Here is a 17,538-nt window from a genome sequence, read left to right on the forward strand (position 1 = left end):
GAGCAGAACACGAGATCGGCGTGAGCCTTCTTCGCCGCCAGCTGGTCGAGCGCTTCCAGCCCGGCGCCGGCCTGGCCGGCGACGATCTCGGGATCGTCGAAGGGATGCAGCAAGGTGAGGTACTCGGTCTCGGCGATCTCGCGCGCCTTGGCGGCCGCCACTTCCTCGCGGGCGCGATCGCCGTGATCGGTCAGCACCACCCGCGCGCCATAGCCGGCCGTGGCATCGCGCTTGGCGGCGGGCGCGTCGATCGGCATGACGATGGTGACGGGAATGCCGAGCGCCTGTCCGGCGGCCGCCAGCCCTTGCGCGAAATTGCCGGAGGAATAGGCGACGACGCCTTTCTTCGCTTCGTCGGGCGACAGCCGCTTCAGTCGCCAATAGGCGCCGCGCACCTTGAAGGAGCCCGCCCATTGCAGCGACTCCGGCTTGACGAAGACGCGCGCCGCGCCCGTCTCCCTGGCGAGGGCGGCCGTCTCCAGCAGCGGCGTCACCTGCGTCGCCGTCGAGGTTGCGGCATAGGCCTGTTTCAGGTGGTCGAGGGTAGGGACGAGAATGTCAGCCATCATTCGCCTCGCGGATACCGTTTGCTCTCCTCGAGATTGTCGAGGTTCATGTGATTGCGCATGTAACGTTCCGATGCCTTCTGCAGCGGCTGGAAGTCCCAGGGGTAGTAGGCTCCGTTGCGCAGCGCCGGGTAGACCACCCAACGGCGCGCCTGGCTTTCGCGGACTGCGGCGTCGAAGCCGGCCATATCCCAGCGCGCCCGGACCTTGTCCATGAAAGCGGCCACCAGGGTGGCGTTCGCCGGATCGTCGGCCAGGTTGTCGCGTTCGAGCGGATCGGCTTCGAGATCGAACAGTTGCGGTGCGTCGAGCTCGCAATGAACGAACTTGTATTTGCCGTCGCGAATTGCGACTAGCGGCGCATATGAGCCTTCGGCGGCATATTCCATCAGCACCGGCGCGGTGCGTGCCTCGCCGCCAAGCAGGGGCAGGAGCGACTGGCCGTCGGTCCACGGCGTGATTGCCGCAATGTCGATGCCGGCGAGGTCGCAGAGCGTCGGCGTCACGTCGAGATTGGAAACCGGCGCCTCGATCAGGCCGGCCGGCACGCCCTTGCCGGCGATCATCAGCGGCACGCGCGCGGAACCCTCGAAGAAACTCATCTTGAACCACAGGCCGCGCTCGCCCAGCATGTCGCCGTGATCCGAGCAGAACAGGATGGTGGTGTCGTCGAGCATGCGGGTGCGCTTGAGAACGTCCAGAAGCTCGCCGAGCTTGTCGTCGACATAGGAAATATTGGCGAAGTAGCCGCGCCGGGAACGGCGCACCTGCTCGGGCGTGATCTCGAACGACGTATAATCGCTGGCGCGGTAGAGCCGCTGCGAGTGGGTATCCTGCTCGTCATGCGGGATGAACGGCGTTTCGGGATCGAGCGCCTGGCAGTTCTCGTAAAGATCCCAATACTGCTTGCGCGCGACATAGGGATCGTGCGGGTGGGACAGCGAAACGGTAAGGCACCAGGGCCGGCGGTCCGCATCGTCCTGCTCTCGCGACAGCTGGTAGAGCTTTTGCGTGGCGAGGAAGGTGACCTCGTCGTCATATTCCATCTGGTTCGTGGTCTCGGCGACGCCTGCGCCGGTGACCGAACCCAGATTGTGGTACCACCAGTCGATGCGCTCGCCGGGCTTGCGGTAGTCCGGCGTCCAGCCGAAATCGGCGGGATAGATGTCGGTGGTCAGCCGCTCCTCGAAGCCGTGCAACTGGTCCGGTCCGACGAAATGCATCTTGCCGGAGAGGCAGGTATAATAGCCAGCGCTGCGCAGGTGATGCGCGAAGGTCGGGATCGAGGAGGCGAATTCGGCCGCGTTGTCGTAGACCCTGGTGCGCGACGGCAATTGGCCGCTCATGAACGAGGCCCGGCCGGGCGCGCAGAGCGGCGAGGCCGTGTAGTTGTTGGCGAAGCGCGCCGAGCGGGCGGCCAGCGCCTTCAGATGCGGCACGTGCAGGAAATCCGCCGGGCCGTTTGGGAAGAGCGTGCCGTTGAGCTGATCGACCATGACGATCAGGAAATTGGGCCGTCGGGTCGTCAAGGCAGGCTCCGTCCGTTGAGCTTGGTTTCGAGATAGTCTTCGATGAGCGCGATCGCGGTCTGCGCGTTGGGCACGCCGTCCTTCAGCGCGCGCCGGATGTAGAGCCCGTCGATCAGCGCTGCCGTCGCTTCGGCGACGCGGTCCGCTTCGGCCTTCGGCAGGATGCCGGTCAGCCCGCTCATGAGGTTGGAATTGAGCCGCTTTGCATAGACGCGCAGCAGCCGCCGCAGGGCGGAAGACTGCTGCGCCTCGACATAGAAGGCGAGCCACGCGGCGATGATTTCGGCCTGGAACTGCTCGTCGGAGAAACTGACGGCGACCACGGCCGAGACGCGCTGGCGCGGGGTCGTTGCAAGGCGCAGCGCGCGCCTTGTGTCGGTGTTGAGTTCGGCAAGGATGTGCCGCATCGTCGCGAACAGCAGCTCGTCCTTGGCGCCGAAATAATGATGCGCCAGCGCCGACGACACGCCGGCGCGCCCGGCGATCTCCGACATCGTCACGTCCAGCGAACCGCGCTCGCCGATCGCCGAGATCGTCGCGTCGATGAGCGCCTTGCGGCGCAGCGGTTCCATTCCGATTTTCGGCATTTGGGGGATCCGGTTTCCGGCGAGATTATTTTTTATTGACGGATCAATCAATAAAAAAATCGACACTGGGATCAACCGATCGTGTCGCTCTGGCCCATCGTAAAGACTGGAAAAAAGTTCACTATTGAACAATATTGAATCACGTGCCGCGGCTGGATCGTGCTAGGCTGCGCGGCAAATGGAGGCTGCCATGACCGCATGCATCGTCGGCTGGGCGCATTCGCGCTTCGGCAAGCTCGAGGGCGAGACGCTGGAGGGCCTGATCACCAAGGTCGCCGTGGACGCGCTCGACCATGCCGGCATCGGTCCGGACGATGTCGACGAGATCGTGCTCGGCCATTTCAATGCGGGCTTTTCGCCGCAGGATTTCACCGCGAGCCTGGTGCTGCAGGCCGACGACCGGCTGCGCTTCAAGCCGGCGACGCGGGTCGAGAATGCCTGCGCCACCGGCTCGGCCGCGGTGAGACAAGGCATCCGCGCCATCGATGCCAGCGCCGCCCGCATCGTGCTGGTGGTCGGCGCCGAGCAGATGACGACCACGCCCGGCCCGGAGATCGGCAAGAACCTGCTCAAGGCCTCCTATCTGCCCGAGGATGGCGACACGCCGGCCGGCTTCGCCGGCGTCTTCGGCAAGATCGCCCAGGCCTATTTCCAGCGCTATGGCGACCAGTCGGACGCGCTTGCCATGATCGCCGCCAAGAACCACAAGAACGGTGTCGACAATCCTTATGCGCAGATGCGCAAGGACTTCGGCTACGAATTCTGCCGCCAGGAAAGCGAGAAGAACCCCTTCGTCGCCGGTCCGCTGAAGCGCACCGACTGCTCGCTGGTCTCGGACGGCGCGGCGGCGCTCGTGCTCACCGATACAGCGACCGCGCTCAAGATGCGTCGCGCCGTCACCTTCCGCGCCAACGAGCATGTCCAGGATTTCCTGCCGATGTCGAAGCGCGACATCCTTTCCTTCGAAGGCTGCGAGCGGGCCTGGGAGCAGGCGCTGAAGAAGGCCGGCGTCACGCTCGACGATCTCTCCTTCGTCGAGACGCATGACTGCTTCACCATTGCCGAGCTCATCGAATACGAGGCGATGGGGCTGGCCAAGCCCGGCGAGGGCGCGAAGCTCGCGATGGAGGGCGTAACGGCCAAGGACGGCCGCCTGCCGGTCAATCCCTCCGGCGGGCTGAAGGCGAAGGGCCACCCGATCGGCGCCACCGGCGTGTCGATGCATGTGCTGACAGCCATGCAGCTTACCGGCGAGGCCGGCGGCATCCAGGTGCCGGGTGCAAAACTCGGCGGCATCTTCAACATGGGCGGTGCTGCCGTCGCCAATTACGTTTCCATCCTCGACAGGATTCGCTAGAAGCAGCCCGCATTCCGCGGGAGAAAACATGGCAAATCCGGTTCTGGTCGAGGTCACGCGCGGCGCGATGGTCGAAAGCGCCCATCGCGGCGCGGTCTCTGTTTTCGATGCCGACGGCAAGTCCGTCTGGGAGATCGGCGACACGGAACGCCCGGTGTTTCCGCGCTCGGCCGTGAAGGCGATCCAGGCGCTGCCGCTGGTCGAAAGCGGCGCGGCTGACGCTTATGGCTTCGGCGACCGCGAACTCGCACTGGCCTGCGCTTCGCACTCAGGTGAACCGGCCCACGTCGAACTGGCCACCGCGATGCTCGCCAAGGCCGGTCTCGATAAAACAGCGCTCGAATGCGGCGCGCACTGGCCGTCGAGCCACGGTGCGACGATTGCGCTGGCTCGTGCCGGTGGCGCGCCGAATGCGCTGCACAACAACTGCTCCGGCAAGCATGCCGGTTTCCTGTGCACCTGCGTGCATTCCGGCATCGCCCATGGCGGCTACGTCAAGGCCGGCCATGCGCTGCAAGAGATGGTGCGCGACGCCATGGAATCGGTGACCGGCGCCGCTCATGACGTCGACCACTGCGGCACCGACGGCTGCTCGATCCCCACCTATGCCGTGCCGTTGAAGAGTTTTGCGCTGGGCTTTGCGCGTATGGCGACGGGCAGGGGCTTTGCGCCCGAACGCGCCAAGGCGGCGAAGCGGCTGCTCTCGGCCTGCATGGCCGAGCCGTTCCTGGTGGCCGGCACCGGCAAGGCGGATCTCGCGCTGATGCAGGCCGCGCCGGGCCGCATCTTCGTCAAGACCGGGGCCGAAGGCGTCTATTGCGCGGCACTGCCCGAACTTGGCCTCGGCATCGCTTTGAAATGCGACGACGGCGCCGGCAGAGGGGGGGAGGTGATGATCGCGGCGGTGCTCGCAAAACTGCTGCGCAGCGACGAAGCGCTCGCGGCAAAGCTCACCGGACTCGCCCGTCCGCCGGTCGAAAGCCGCATCGGCGCCAAGGTCGGCTCGCTGCGGCCGACGTCGGTTCTGACCTAGCGCGGACAATGCGACACGCATATGCTGTAGCGGCCTCCCCGGCGGACAGTTATCCCTTCTGAGCCATCTTCAGCGACAACACCAAAGTCATCGGATTTTTGGGGGAAGCCTGGAAGCCGTAGTGCTCATAAAACGCTTTGGCTTCGTCCGATATGGCATGAACCAAGAGACCGCGAATGCCGAGGATGGCTGCCGCTTGACCGGTCCGCAGCACCGCGTCCTGCAAAAGAGCGACGCCCAGACCCTTTCTCTGCCAGCTTAGATCGACACCCAAACGGCCAAGTACAGCCATGGGCACAGGATCGGGCATATTGCGTCGGATCGAACCGGGCGCGTCCGCCAGGTCAAGTCCGCCTGATGAAAGGCAATAATAACCGACAACGCGCGCGCTTTCTGCAATCACATAAGTTCTGGACGCTCCGCTGACTTGATTGGCGCGCGCCCGCCGTCGAAGCCATTGATCCAGGCTGTCGGTTCCGCTTTGAAAAAGGTCGAGTTCGTGACTATCGGCAAGAAGGGCTGGTGCCGATAGCATCAGTCCCGCCAAGGCTTGGGCGCATTCATCAGGCGGGAAAATCCTTCGCCGCTCGGTGGCCGATCGAGGATATCGAGATAATGCTGATAGCTTTCGGCATCGACCTTGACGAGCGTCTGGTCGAGCAGCGTGTCTTCGGCTGCACGGTAAGCGGCGTCGATCATGAAGTCGGAGCGGGTCTTCCCGCGTATCTTCGCGGCGCGATCGATCAGGATGCGGACATCCTCACGGATGCGCAGATTGACGGGCTTGGCGTGGGTGTCCTGGTTTTTCGGTGCCATGGCAATGAATCCTTCCGTCATCGATATAGCATATTTGCATACACAATGTGTATCTAAGTCGAGGCTGCCAATTTACGGCTAGGAGGCGAGAAGGATTGGCATCCGCAACCGACTACGCCGAATCCGTAATTGCTGACAGACGAGGTTGCCGCCAAAGATCCAGGCGCACATTATCGTGCCTGTGGCCTAGCTCACCTTGTTGCGCTCGACGGTCAGATGCGCATAACCCGTATCGCTTGACCGGGCGAGATCGCTGGTCACCGGGTCGGCCCAGCGCTGGCCGATGATGGCGCCGTTCGGTGCGCCGTCGATGACATTGTCGGAGATGACGGCAGTGCCGGAGCCTTCGACGACGCTGACGACGATGCCCGTGCCCGCCTTGCGGATGATGTTCCCCGTCGCCACCACATTGCGCAGATAGGGCCCCCAGCCAAGCAGCATGCCGTAGAGCGGCGCGTTCTCGACCACATTGCCGGAGACGGTGGTGTCGGCCTCGGCGCTGATGCCGACGCCGAAACCCGGCGGATCGGCGGTGTAGGGGCCAGTGGTCGAGAGGTTGCGCACGATATTGTTCGAGCACACTGCCATGCGGCCGCCCTCGTTGAAGTTGACTATCGAGATGCCGTTGGCAGCGCCGTCGACGAGATTGTTGCTGAGGATCGCGCCTTCGAAGGAGAACTCGGAATAGATCCCCGTTTCGCCCGAGCGCGAGCAGGTGTTGCCGGTGATCTGCAGATTGCTGGAGCTGTTGGCGCGGATCGCCGAGAAGGCGCAGTCCGAGACGATGTTGCCGGAGACGATGACATTGCCGGCCCGGAAGGCGTTGATGCCGTTGCCGTTCTGGCCGGTGCCGCCGCTCCTCGCGCCGATACGCTGCACGCGGTTGCCGCTGACGATGGTGCCATCCTCCGCCTGTTGCCAGCGATGCACCAGGATGCCGCCATTGGCGCAGTCGGACACGGTATTGCCCGAAATCTCCAGCCCGCCGGCCTCGACCGAGTAGATGCCGGCGTCCGCAGCACCGGAAATGTCGGAGCGGCCGACGCGGCCGGCGACATGCTCGAGCGCCAGTCCGTTCTTGCCGCTGCCCGTCACCTGGCAATTGTCGATGGCGAGATGGGCGACGCGGCGCAGATCGAGCAGCCCTTGCGTATAGTCGGCCAGCCAGCGGTTGCTGCCGTCGAGCACCAGCCCGCTGAGCTCGATATGCTCGGCCTGTTCGGCCATCATCAGGTGGCCGTTGCCGCCATAGACGATGCGGGTCGCGCCGGGCACGCCCGACAGGCGCACGCGCGCGGGCAGCTTCAGGTTGGAGACGAGATAGGTGCCGGGCGGCAGGAATATCGGCGCGTCGCGGTCGCTGGCTTCAGCGAGCATCTTGGCGAAGGTCTTGCTCTGGTCGTCCAGCGCGCCAGGCTGCACGCCGATCTCGATGGCATTGATCGAGCCGCGCATCGCGGTCTTCTCGATGCCGGGCAGCATCTTCGCCGACGCCTTGCCGGCAAAGAGACCGACGGCAGCGAGGCCGGCGGTCTGGGCAAGCAGCGTTCGTCTGTTCAACATCGGCACAGGTCCTGGCGTTTGCCTGATCTGTCGCAGGATTCGTGCCAGGCTGGTTCCCAGGCAAATCGCTTGTGCAGTTGTCGCGCCGGGCCTAAGTTCATTGCATGAGCAGAGCTTTCACGCGCGAAGAAGACAGCGAAAATGCCATCGCCGGCGTCGGCGAACGGCCGATCAGTTCGCACCGCAATCTGGTGACGGAGCGGGGGCTGGCGATGATCGAGGAGAATCTCGCGGATCTCCGCGATTTGATGGCCAAAGCCGAAAGGCGCGGCGACCGCGAGCGCCTTGCGGTGGTGTCGCGCGACCTGCGCTATTGGACCGCCCGGCGCGAGAGCGCCGAGCTTTCCGTGCCGGAGCCGGGCAGCGACGTGGTCCGCTTCGGCATGGGCGTCACGCTGGAAGGCGACGACGGCAAGAAGGTGCATTGGCGGATTGTCGGCGAGGACGAGGCCAACCCTTCGAAAGGAAGCATTTCCCACGTCTCACCAATGGCTGTGGCGTTGTTCGGCAAGAAGGTCGGCGAGGTCGTCAAGGTCAACGGCAAGGAATGGGAAATTGCCAAGCTCTCGGACAAGGCCGAGAACTAGTTCCCTAGCACAGAAATTTTGACCGGTCGGCTATGCTTGCGTTGGCAGGTCGCATGCCTTGGAGATTGGCCGAAACGCCCAACCCGTCGCCATCCTTGGGCGGAGCGGGAAGCGAAGCGTACCGCGTAGACCCAAGGATCCATGCCGTGACTTCAGAGCGCTGCTGCGATGCAGAATTCTGCTCCGCTGCACCCTTCGGTCAAGGTTACGGCATGGATCCCAGGGTCTCCGCGACGGAGCTGAGCTCCTGCCTCGCCCTGGGATGACGAGGTTGGGGAAGCTTCAGCTAATCTCCAGCGTTCGCTGATTTCACGGAAACGAACGGTGAAAATCTTGCCTGCCGACAGGTCTGCAACCTTTCAAAATCCCTGTGTCGACGAATTAGGCGGTAGCGTCTACTTTGCCAGCTTCTGCAATCCGACCGAGTATTTGTCCATGACATCGCGAGCGGCTCTCATCTGCCGCTTGAAGTTGTCATGCGCCGGCCTCACAATGATGCCGCCGTCAGTTTCGATGATCTGAAGCTGATCGCCCACCTGAAGATTCAAGCTGTCCAGCATTTCCCGTGGCACGATCACGGCTCCTGATCCGTCATCGAGCTTGTGAATGTTCGTTTTCACGGATGGCTTACCATTGGTTGCAGTAATTGCCATAATACAACCTTATCCGTAGTGCAATGTTCAGTCAGCCGCCAACAACCGATCCATCAGCCGGTCCGCCGCCTGTGGGATGACGGTTCCCGGCGGGAAGATTTCCGCCGCTCCAGCCTTCAGCACCGCGTCATAGTCCTGCGGCGGGATGACACCGCCGGCGACGATCAGCATGTCGCCATGGCCGAGTTTCTTCAGAGCGTCCTTGAGCTCGGGGATCAGCGTCAGGTGCCCGGCGGCGAGCGATGACGCGCCGATGATGTCGACGCCGTGTTGCACCGCCAACTTTGCGATCTCGTCCGGCGTCAGGAACATCGGCCCGACGGTGACGTCGAAGCCGAGGTCGGCGAAGGCGCTGGCGATCACCTTCTGGCCGCGGTCATGCCCGTCCTGGCCCATCTTGGCGACCAGGATGCGCGGCTTGCCGCCCGTCTTCTTCTCGAACGCCTCGATCTTGTCCTTGAGCCGGTCGACCGTCGGATTGTCGCCGAGCGCGTCGCGATAGACCCCGGAGATGGTCTGGACGGCGGCCGCATGGCGGCCGAACACCTTCTCCAGCGCCAGCGAGATCTCGCCCACGGTGGCGTTGGCGCGCGCGGCGCGGATCGCGAATTCCAGCAGGTTCTCGCCGCTCTCGGCAGCGCGGGTGAGGGCGGCCAGCGAGTCCTCCAGCGCCGCGACGTCGCGCGTGCCTTTCAGCCTCTGCAGCTTCGCCAATTGCCGGGCTTTCACCTCGGCATTGTCGATCTTCAGCACATCGACTTCGATATCGGCTTCCGGGCGATGCGCGTTGACGCCGACCAGCACCTGCTCGCCGGAATCGATGCGCGCCTGGGTGCGCGCGGCTGCTTCCTCGATGCGCAGCTTGGGAATGCCTTTCTCGATCGCCGCCGCCATGCCGCCGAGGCTTTCGACCTCCTCGATATGGGCGAGCGCGCGGGCCGCCAGGTCATGCGTCAGCCGCTCGACATAGGCCGAGCCGCCCCACGGATCGATCATTCGCGTGGTGCCGGATTCTTTCTGCAGGATGAGCTGCGTGTTGCGGGCGATGCGCGCCGAATGGTCGGTCGGCAGCGCCATCGCTTCGTCGAAGGAATTGGTGTGCAGCGACTGCGTATGCCCCTGCGTCGCCGCCATCGCCTCGATCATCGTCCGGGTGATGTTGTTGTAGGGGTCCTGCGCCGTCAGCGACCAGCCGGACGTCTGGCAATGGGTGCGCAGCGACAGCGAGCGCTCGTCCTTCGGCGCGAAATTCTTCTGCATCAGGCTCGACCAGAGCAGCCTTGCCGCCCGGAGCTTGGCGACCTCCATGAAGAAGTTCATGCCGATCGCCCAGAAGAAGGAAAGGCGCGGCGCGAAACGGTCGATGTCGAGTCTGGCGGCGACGCCAGCGCGTGCGTATTCAATGCCGTCGGCGATCGTGTAGGCGAGCTCGAGGTCGGCGGTCGCGCCGGCCTCCTGCATGTGGTAGCCGGAGATCGAGATCGAGTTGAACTTCGGCATGTGCCGCGAGGTGTAGGCAAAGATGTCCGACACGATCCGCATCGATGGTTTTGGCGGATAAATGTAGGTGTTGCGGACCATGAACTCCTTCAGGATGTCGTTCTGAATGGTTCCCGCCAGATCCTTTTGCTCGACGCCCTGTTCCTCTGCCGCCACGATGTATAAAGCCATGATCGGCAGCACCGCGCCGTTCATCGTCATCGACACCGTCATCTCATTGAGCGGGATGCCGTCGAACAGTTGCCGCATGTCGAGGATGGAATCGATCGCCACGCCCGCCATGCCGACATCGCCGGCGACGCGCGGATGGTCGCTGTCATAGCCGCGATGGGTGGCGAGGTCGAAGGCGACCGAAAGGCCCTTCTGTCCGGCGGCGAGGTTGCGCCGATAGAAGGCGTTGGATTCCTCGGCCGTCGAGAAGCCGGCATATTGCCGGATCGTCCAGGGCTGCTGGACATACATGGTCGGGTAGGGGCCGCGCACGAAGGGCGGCAGGCCGGGATAGGTATCGAGATTGGCGAGCCCCTTGAGATCGCCCTGGCCGTAAAGGTGTTTTACGGCGATGCCTTCCGGCGTCATCCGCTGGCCTTTGAGCTCGACCGGTGCGCGGCGCGGCGCCGACCAGCCGATCTGGCTGAAATCCGGGATCATGATCCGGCTCCGATCGACTGATCGATGCGCACTGGAAACAGCGGCTCGCATACCGCCACGCCCTCTGTCAGCGCGGGCCGGCGTTCGGCCGTCAATGTCTCGACCGGGCGCTCGCTGCCGGCGCGGAAAAGCGTCGTCCCGATAATGCCGCGTTCACCGGCCCGATAGGCGGCATTCCGCTTCGCGGCGGCCGTCTGCACGCGGTTCTGGATATAGCCCTGCTGCAGGCTGTTGAGCACGCCGCCCTCGGCCTCGATGCGCTGGAATTCTTCCCAGGCCGCGGCGCAAAGCTCGTCGGTCAAAGCCTCGACGGCGCCCGAGCCGCTTGCCGGATCGGCCACGTGATGGAGATGGCTCTCATGCGCCATGATCAACTGCGCATTGCGGGCGACGCGGCGAGCAAAACCGGCGGGCAATCCATGCGCAATGGTATGCGGCAGGATCGAGACGGAATCGGCGCCGCCGGTCGCCGCGGCGAAAGCGGCAACCGCGGTGCGCAGGATGTTGGTTTCCGGGTCTGCCATCGCCATCATGCGATAGGAGGTCTCGGCGTGGACGTTTGCCGTCGAGGCCGGGATCGAGCAGGCTTCCTGGATCCGCGCCCAGAGCGTGCGCAACGCCCGCACCTTGGCCATCGACAGGAACTGGTCCTGGTCGACGCTGAGGGCAAAGCCGATATAGGGCGCGGCATAGACCAGCGGCTGACGCGCCTTCTCGAACATCCTGAGATAGGAGACGGCTGACGCCATCATCGTGCCGAGTTCCTGCGCTTCGGTGGCACCGGCATTGTGGAAGACTCGGCCGTCGGCTTCGAGCAGCGCGCCCGGCACGCCCATCGAGAAGAAATGCGCCAGCGACTGCGGCATCGATTCCTGCAGCGCCTCGATCGAGGTGCGCAGCCGCCCGGTGCCGGCGAAGATCGCTGCCGGGTCGATGCCGAAGGAAAGGTTGAGCTTCGTCGGATCGGAGCGGCGCCGCGTCAGGAAGGCGAGCAGCCAGTCGGCCACGGCGCGGCTCCACGGATGCGCATCGATACGCACCTGCATGCGATTAAGCGGTACGCCGTCGAGCACCGTTTCCAGCGCCTCCGCCGTTCTGGGCAGGCCGTAGCCAAAAGCGTTCGGCGCGCCCTCGAAGACCAGCGACAGGCCGGTCGCGCCCTCAGCGATGTCCTCCAGCGCCTGGGCGCTGGCGCGGGCGATGTCCGGATCGTCGACGCGCTGGCTGACGATCCAGGGCGATTTCGGATTGGTGCGCACCAGCGGCTCGGCGCTGGCCGAGCGTTCGCTGAGCGGCTGGATTCGGATGCCGTCGTCGGTGTGCGAAACGAGCTTCTCCTCGAACGAGCCGCCGGCAAGCGCCTTTTCCGCCAGCGCCAGCCAGCGCTTGGCATCCGGGTTCGGAAGGTCGACATCCCTGGTCAAGGCGCCGGCGCCCATCGCACTCCTCATTTTCCCGTTCGCATCAGCCGGTCAAGCCAATCTAGGGCGCTGCGCCGGATATCACAATGCGGCATCCGTCGCGGCCGCCTTGCTGGCCGCTAGCCGATTGCCAAACATGCGCAAAATCCGCAAGCTTCGAAAGCTCAATTTCGGTTGCGGCGTCAATTTCGATGTCGGCCATTGCCGCTCGCCCATAGCGTTACTATACCTCGAACGAGGCTCGGGCTTTGACGGAACGGATTGCGGAGACTGGACATGGCCGACGACACCAGCATCTTCATCGGCGCCAGCCGCAAGCCTGACGATTCCTATCAGCGCGCCGAGGAGCTGCTGCTGCGCTACGGCAACCGCCACGGGCTGATCACCGGCGCCACCGGCACCGGCAAGACGGTCAGCCTGCAGGTCCTGGCCGAGGGCTTTTCCAACGCTGGCGTCCCGGTCGTCTGTGCCGACATCAAGGGCGACCTTTCCGGCATCGCCATGATGGGCGAGGCGAAGGACTTCCTGGTCAAGCGTGCCGAGCAGGTGAAGCTCGATCCTTACCAATTACAGGAATTCCCGGTCATCTTCTGGGACCTGTTCGGCGAGCAGGGCCACCCGATCCGCGCCACCATCTCGGAAATGGGGCCGCTTCTGTTGTCGCGGCTGATGAACCTCACCGAAGCGCAGGAAGGCGTCATGAACATCGCCTTCCGCATCGCCGACAAGGAGGGTCTGCTGCTGCTCGACCTCAAGGACTTGCAGGCGCTGCTCGCCAACATCGCCGAGCGTGCCGACGAGCTCAGCGCCCGCTACGGCAATGTCACCAAGCCTTCCGTCGGCGCCATCCAGCGCACTCTCCTGGTGCTGGAACAGCAGGGTGCCGCGAACTTCTTCGGCGAGCCGGCGCTGCGCATAGCCGATCTCATGCGCACCACGCGTGACGGCCGCGGCGCGGTCAGCGTTCTGGCCGCCGACAAGCTGATGATGAACCCCAGGCTCTACGCCACCTTCCTGCTCTGGCTGATGTCGGAGCTGTTCGAGGAACTGCCCGAGGTCGGCGATCTCGACCAGCCGAAGCTGGTCTTCTTCTTCGACGAGGCGCATCTGTTGTTCGAGGACGCGCCGAAGGTGCTGATCGACCGCGTCGAGCAGGTGGTGCGGCTGATCCGATCCAAGGGCGTCGGCGTCTTTTTCGTCACCCAGAACCCGCTCGACATTCCGGAAAAGGTGCTGGCTCAGCTCGGCAACCGCATCCAGCACGCGCTGCGCGCCTATACGCCGCGCGAGCAGCAGGCGGTGCGCACCGCCGCCGAGACCTTCCGGCCCAACCCCGACTTCGACTGCGCCACCGCGATTACCCAGCTCGCCACCGGCGAAGCCCTGGTCTCGATGCTGGAGGACAAGGGTGTGCCCGCCATGGTCCAGCGCACGCTGATCCGCCCGCCGTCGTCGCGGCTCGGGCCGATCACGCCGGCCGAGCGCAGCAAGATCATGGCCGAGAGCCCGGTCGCCGGCCAGTACGACCAGGTCGTCGACCGCGAATCGGCCTTCGAGATCCTGCAGAAGAAGGCGAAGGAAGCGCAGGACGCCGTGGCGCAGGCAAAGCAGGAAAACAGCGGCGGCTCGCGCTGGACCATTCCTGGCTTCGACGATGTCTTGGGAACGGGCAACCGGCGGTCTTCCAACCGCCAGACTGTCGCCGAAGCCGCCATCAAATCGGTGGTGCGTTCGGTCGGCTCCTCCGTCGGCCGCGCCATCGTGCGCGGCATCCTTGGCAGCCTGTCGAGGGGGCGCTAGGGCAATTCCAGGAAAAGTGTGACACGGTTTTCCGTCAGGAATTGCGCCAGAACAAAGAGATAGAGCGTTTCGCCGTTTCCGTGAAACGGTGAAATGCTCTAGCAGCGCCCCGCGACGGCCGACCGCCCCAACCTGGCCGGGTCGGACCGGCGCGGTTGCCATCAAGAGCGTTCATGACCGCCTCGGCCGTTCAACCACTTCGTTCCGCGAATCGAGCGCGCTGCCGGCGCGGAACTCCCAGCGGGGAAACGTCGCGCCTTGCTGCGACGGGGCGCATATTTGTGTCACCCGTTGTTACTCTTTGACGACCAAATCTTACCCCGCGACGATCGCTGAACGTCAGCATCATCTAAACTTTTCGCGAGGGAACTTTTTCCCTGCGGAACCGCAATTTCATGAAATACCGAGCGTGCCAAATCATGGCCTTTGACGTGCAGAAGCCGGGGGGCAAACTCGATAACCGACACCGCATGCGATCACGAATTATTGTGGCTGGGGAACCGAAAGCACCGTCTAAGGTTGGGCCAGGGCCGCGGGTGTTGGGCGTCAGGAGTCCGAATTGTCGCGTGACCACGATCTGCCAGCCTGGTTCTTGGAGATCCCGGCGGAGAGACGTCCGCTGCTGAACGCCAAAGGCGGGCTTTCGATGCGCGCCACCCGTCAGATCCTGAAGTTCCTGAACGAGAACTTTTCGCGAAAGCTTTCGCTCGCGGAAATGGCGGCCGTATGCGAGCTGTCACCCTACCATTTCGTCCGCGCTTTCTCGAAGACGTTCGGCGCCTCGCCGCATCAGTATGTCCTCGTTCTCCGCCTGGATTTTGCCGAAGAGCTGCTCGCCGACAGGCGCCTGTCGATCACGGACATCGCCGATTTGAGCGGGTTCTCGAGCCAGAGCCACTTCACCACCACGATGAAGAAATATCGCCACGTTACGCCCTTGCAGGTGCGGGAGAGGCGGCTTCGCGGCCAGGCGAATAAGTAAGAGAACACTAATTTAGCGATAGCGTTATTTTACGGGCCGGCTTATAGAAGGTATATCTAAAGTAATTTTGCGTTAACCTCCAGACGATCCGCTGGATGTTTTCGGATGAACAGCAATTTGTTGGAATACGAGACCCCGAAAAGCTGTCTTTCTGCAGCAAATCCGGTATTGGGATTCTCAGCTGGCTGCGGGGGCATATGCGCGACGATACGGCCATCGGTCGAAGCCTTTCCGAGGAGATCGGCTACTGGCTGGAGTCGGCATCCAGGACGCTTGAGAAACATTACGGAAGCGGCGTGCCGCTCGCCAAGCAGGATCTCCTGCTCGCCCATTACCTCTATGGCCTCACCGCCGCGGTTCACGCCGGCGACGAGCCAGCCGTCCATCTGGCGGCCGTGCGCACCTATCTCGAGCGGCTGATTCCCAAGGAGCGGGTCGCGACTGCGCTCACGGCCGTGCCCGAGGAGGGTGACGCCTGGCTCGAAAACACGCTCGATCGCGTCGAGGCGATCGGTGAAAAACAGGGCCATGCGCTGCTGGCGCGCGGCGCAGACGTCATTCCATTTTCGAGCAGAAACGCTTCGGCGGGAGGGTCGGCGGAACCTGTCGCCATCGAGCGCGACCCACCAAAGGAGGCATTCTCGCAATGAACGTCAGGCAAGGACGAACCATCCGGCGCCGATCGGGCAGCTTCACTGGAAACTGGGTTTCCGGCGCCGCCGAGACCCGCTCGCTCCGTCGTCGCCTGATGGCGGCGCTGCGCAAGGCGTATCGCGTGCTCGGCATGCGCCGCAGAGGCCTGGGGCTCGGAACGCTCGGTCTCTGCAAGGTGCTGACAGCGGCGCTGGCTACGTTCGCATTGGGCGGCATCGCCACGCCGGCGCTGGCGCAATATGCCGCCGGCGGCGGGTCGGCGACCGCTCCCGAGACCGTGGCGATCGGAAATGGCTCAACCGCCAGCCTTAACTGGGCCATAGCGCTCGGCTTCCAGGCTCAATCGACGGCGCAATACTCGGTCGCCATCGGCCGGACCGCATCGGCCACGGGCCCCGGCGGCGCGGTGGCGCTGGGCTCCGGCACGATCTCGAACAACGTCAATACAGTAGCGATCGGCGTCAACGCCAGTGCCACCAACGCCGGCGCCAGCGCCTTGGGCACCTTCGCCGTTGCTTCGGGAGGCAACTCCACCGCCGTCGGCGTCAGTTCGCTGGCCAGCGGCGGCACGTCGTTCGCCGGAGGCTGGGGGTCCCAGGCCACCGGGACGCGCGCCATCGCGATCGGGAGCCAGGCAGTCTCGTCGGGACTGGACACCGTTGCCCAAGGTACCAACACCATTGCAAACAGCCAAAATGCCATCGCTATCGGCTTCCAGTCGACCGCAACCGCGGTAAACGCCGTCTATCTCGGCGCGCGCACCGCCGCAGGAACGGGAGCGTTGGCCCAGAGCGCCATCGGCATCGGCACCGACGTGACGGCGTCTCAGGCTGACGCCATGGCGATTGGGCGCGCAAGCAAGGCGACCGGCGCCACCAGCATGGCGTTTGGTTTGCAGAGCCAAGCCACGGCGACCAATACCATCGCGGTTGGTCCCCAGGCGAATGCATCCGGCACAAACTCGGCAGCGCTTGGCAACGTCGCCACGGCTTCGGGCAATTTCGCGCTGGCCCTGGGCAATTCGGCCACGTCGAGCGGGGTAGGCTCGCTCGCGGCGGGCTCGGGAGCCCAAGCCACCGACGTCTCCACCACTGCCGTCGGCAACAACGCCGCGGCGACTGCCGCGAACGCAAGCGCGTTTGGACTGGGCGCCACGGCGGGTGGTGTAGACAGCACCGCGGTCGGCAGGTCCGCCAATGCGAGTGCGCAAAGCGCCATCGCCATGGGCACCACCTCAAAGGCGAGTGGCTCAGCCAGCACGGCGGTTGGCAACACGGCCGTTGCCAGCGGCGCAAACGCCTCCTCGTTCGGGTCTGGGGCGAGTGCGGCAGGAGACAATTCCCTCGCTGCCGGTGTCAGCGCCAACGCCGGCGGGAGCTCCAGCACCGCTCTCGGCATCGGCACCGTAGCCAGCGCCGACAATTCCACTGCCGTCGGACGTGAATCCCGCGCCACCGGATTCAACAGCACCGCGCTCGGCCGCGGCGCCCAAAGCAGCGCCCTGAACTCCATCTCTCTCGGCGCTGGGACGAGGGCGTCCGGGATAAACTCCGTCTATGTCGGCTCGAGCACTTTTGCAACGAGCGCCAGTGGAGCCAACGCCATCGGCATCGGCACGGATGTGACGGCATCTGCGGACGACGCCCTTGCGATGGGACGCGAGAGCCAGGCGACGGCAGCCAACGCCGTCGCGGTCGGTCTACAGTCGGCTGCGCTCTCCGCCGACTCCGTCGCCATCGGCACGGGCGCGACTACCGATGGCGGCAAGGCCGTGGCCATCGGCGCCGGCAACACCGCCTATGGCGACGGCGCGGTGGCCATCGGCGATCCGAGCTACGC

General features: G+C 64.4%; 16 protein-coding genes and 1 pseudogene. 7 read left to right on the plus strand and 10 right to left on the minus strand.

Features of this window, described 5'->3' with window-relative positions; translation table 11 throughout:
• The 3 genes from DH10_RS23510 to betI form a co-directional block, all read right to left on the minus strand.
• Positions 1-569 (minus strand): pyridoxal-phosphate dependent enzyme (locus DH10_RS23510; RefSeq protein ID WP_192385398.1); only part of this gene is annotated, 569 nt, incomplete at its 3' end.
• Complete coding sequence (gene betC, locus DH10_RS23515; RefSeq protein WP_192248874.1) at positions 566-2,095, minus strand: choline-sulfatase; 1,530 nt, start codon at positions 2,093-2,095, stop codon at positions 566-568. The genes betC and DH10_RS23510, both read right to left, overlap by 4 nt.
• On the minus strand, positions 2,092-2,682 hold the full coding sequence (betI, locus tag DH10_RS23520) for a choline-binding transcriptional repressor BetI (protein WP_192248878.1): 591 nt from the start codon (positions 2,680-2,682) through the stop codon (positions 2,092-2,094). The genes betC and betI overlap by 4 nt, the downstream gene beginning before the upstream one ends.
• Before the next feature lie 190 nt (positions 2,683-2,872).
• On the opposite strand from betI, the gene DH10_RS23525 reads away from it, so the two are divergent.
• Together DH10_RS23525 and DH10_RS23530 are read left to right on the plus strand one after the other, a co-directional pair.
• A complete protein-coding gene (locus DH10_RS23525) occupies positions 2,873-4,039 on the plus strand; it encodes an acetyl-CoA acetyltransferase (protein ID WP_192248881.1) in 1,167 nt (388 codons plus the stop codon).
• 28 nt (positions 4,040-4,067) lie between these two features.
• Entirely contained in the window at positions 4,068-5,072 is a 1,005-nt protein-coding gene (locus tag DH10_RS23530; protein ID WP_192248884.1) for an asparaginase, read from the plus strand.
• Positions 5,073-5,121: 49 nt separating this feature from the next.
• Here the strand turns inward: DH10_RS23530 and DH10_RS23535 are convergent, their stop codons facing one another.
• The 3 genes from DH10_RS23535 to DH10_RS23545 form a co-directional block, all read right to left on the minus strand.
• A complete protein-coding gene (locus DH10_RS23535) occupies positions 5,122-5,607 on the minus strand; it encodes a GNAT family N-acetyltransferase (protein ID WP_192248887.1) in 486 nt (161 codons plus the stop codon).
• Entirely contained in the window at positions 5,607-5,888 is a 282-nt protein-coding gene (locus DH10_RS23540; RefSeq protein ID WP_192385399.1) for a type II toxin-antitoxin system TacA family antitoxin, read from the minus strand. The genes DH10_RS23535 and DH10_RS23540 overlap by 1 nt, the downstream gene beginning before the upstream one ends.
• Before the next feature lie 186 nt (positions 5,889-6,074).
• Positions 6,075-7,451, minus strand: coding sequence for a TIGR03808 family TAT-translocated repetitive protein (locus DH10_RS23545; protein WP_192248893.1), 1,377 nt, complete (start codon positions 7,449-7,451; stop codon positions 6,075-6,077).
• A gap of 104 nt (positions 7,452-7,555) precedes the next feature.
• Here DH10_RS23545 and greA point away from each other — a divergent pair, with 104 nt between their 5' ends.
• Positions 7,556-8,038, plus strand: coding sequence for a transcription elongation factor GreA (gene greA, locus DH10_RS23550; RefSeq protein WP_192248896.1), 483 nt, complete (start codon positions 7,556-7,558; stop codon positions 8,036-8,038).
• Between the two features lie 395 nt (positions 8,039-8,433).
• On the opposite strand, the gene DH10_RS23555 is transcribed toward greA, so the two are convergent.
• The 4 genes from DH10_RS23555 to DH10_RS23570 are packed head-to-tail and all read right to left on the minus strand — an operon-like array spanning position 8,434 to position 12,465.
• Positions 8,434-8,691 (minus strand): AbrB/MazE/SpoVT family DNA-binding domain-containing protein, encoded by a 258-nt coding sequence (locus tag DH10_RS23555; protein ID WP_210325109.1) that lies wholly within the window; start codon positions 8,689-8,691, stop codon positions 8,434-8,436.
• Between the two features lie 27 nt (positions 8,692-8,718).
• On the minus strand, positions 8,719-10,842 hold the full coding sequence (scpA, locus tag DH10_RS23560) for a methylmalonyl-CoA mutase (protein ID WP_192248899.1): 2,124 nt from the start codon (positions 10,840-10,842) through the stop codon (positions 8,719-8,721).
• Complete coding sequence (locus DH10_RS23565; protein WP_192248902.1) at positions 10,839-12,281, minus strand: methylmalonyl-CoA mutase family protein; 1,443 nt, start codon at positions 12,279-12,281, stop codon at positions 10,839-10,841. The genes scpA and DH10_RS23565 overlap by 4 nt, the downstream gene beginning before the upstream one ends.
• Before the next feature lie 43 nt (positions 12,282-12,324).
• On the minus strand, positions 12,325-12,465 hold the full coding sequence (locus DH10_RS23570) for a hypothetical protein (protein ID WP_192248905.1): 141 nt from the start codon (positions 12,463-12,465) through the stop codon (positions 12,325-12,327).
• A 74-nt stretch (positions 12,466-12,539) separates the two neighbouring features.
• Between DH10_RS23570 and DH10_RS23575 the strand changes: the two genes are divergently transcribed.
• The 4 genes and pseudogenes from DH10_RS23575 to DH10_RS23590 form a co-directional block, all read left to right on the plus strand.
• Complete coding sequence (locus DH10_RS23575; RefSeq protein ID WP_192248908.1) at positions 12,540-14,063, plus strand: helicase HerA-like C-terminal domain-containing protein; 1,524 nt, start codon at positions 12,540-12,542, stop codon at positions 14,061-14,063.
• A 559-nt stretch (positions 14,064-14,622) separates the two neighbouring features.
• The gene (locus DH10_RS23580; RefSeq protein WP_246506115.1) at positions 14,623-15,045 is read left to right on the plus strand and encodes an AraC family transcriptional regulator; all 423 of its coding nucleotides are present in this window, start codon (positions 14,623-14,625) and stop codon (positions 15,043-15,045) included.
• Between the two features lie 197 nt (positions 15,046-15,242).
• The gene (locus DH10_RS23585; RefSeq protein WP_192385400.1) at positions 15,243-15,695 is read left to right on the plus strand and encodes a hypothetical protein; all 453 of its coding nucleotides are present in this window, start codon (positions 15,243-15,245) and stop codon (positions 15,693-15,695) included.
• A pseudogene (locus DH10_RS23590) lies at positions 15,692-17,538 on the plus strand (calcium-binding protein); the annotation flags it as partial. The gene DH10_RS23585 and the pseudogene DH10_RS23590, both read left to right, overlap by 4 nt.

The sequence above is a fragment of the Mesorhizobium silamurunense genome (assembly GCF_014843825.1).
Lineage (GTDB): Bacteria > Pseudomonadota > Alphaproteobacteria > Rhizobiales > Rhizobiaceae > Mesorhizobium > Mesorhizobium silamurunense.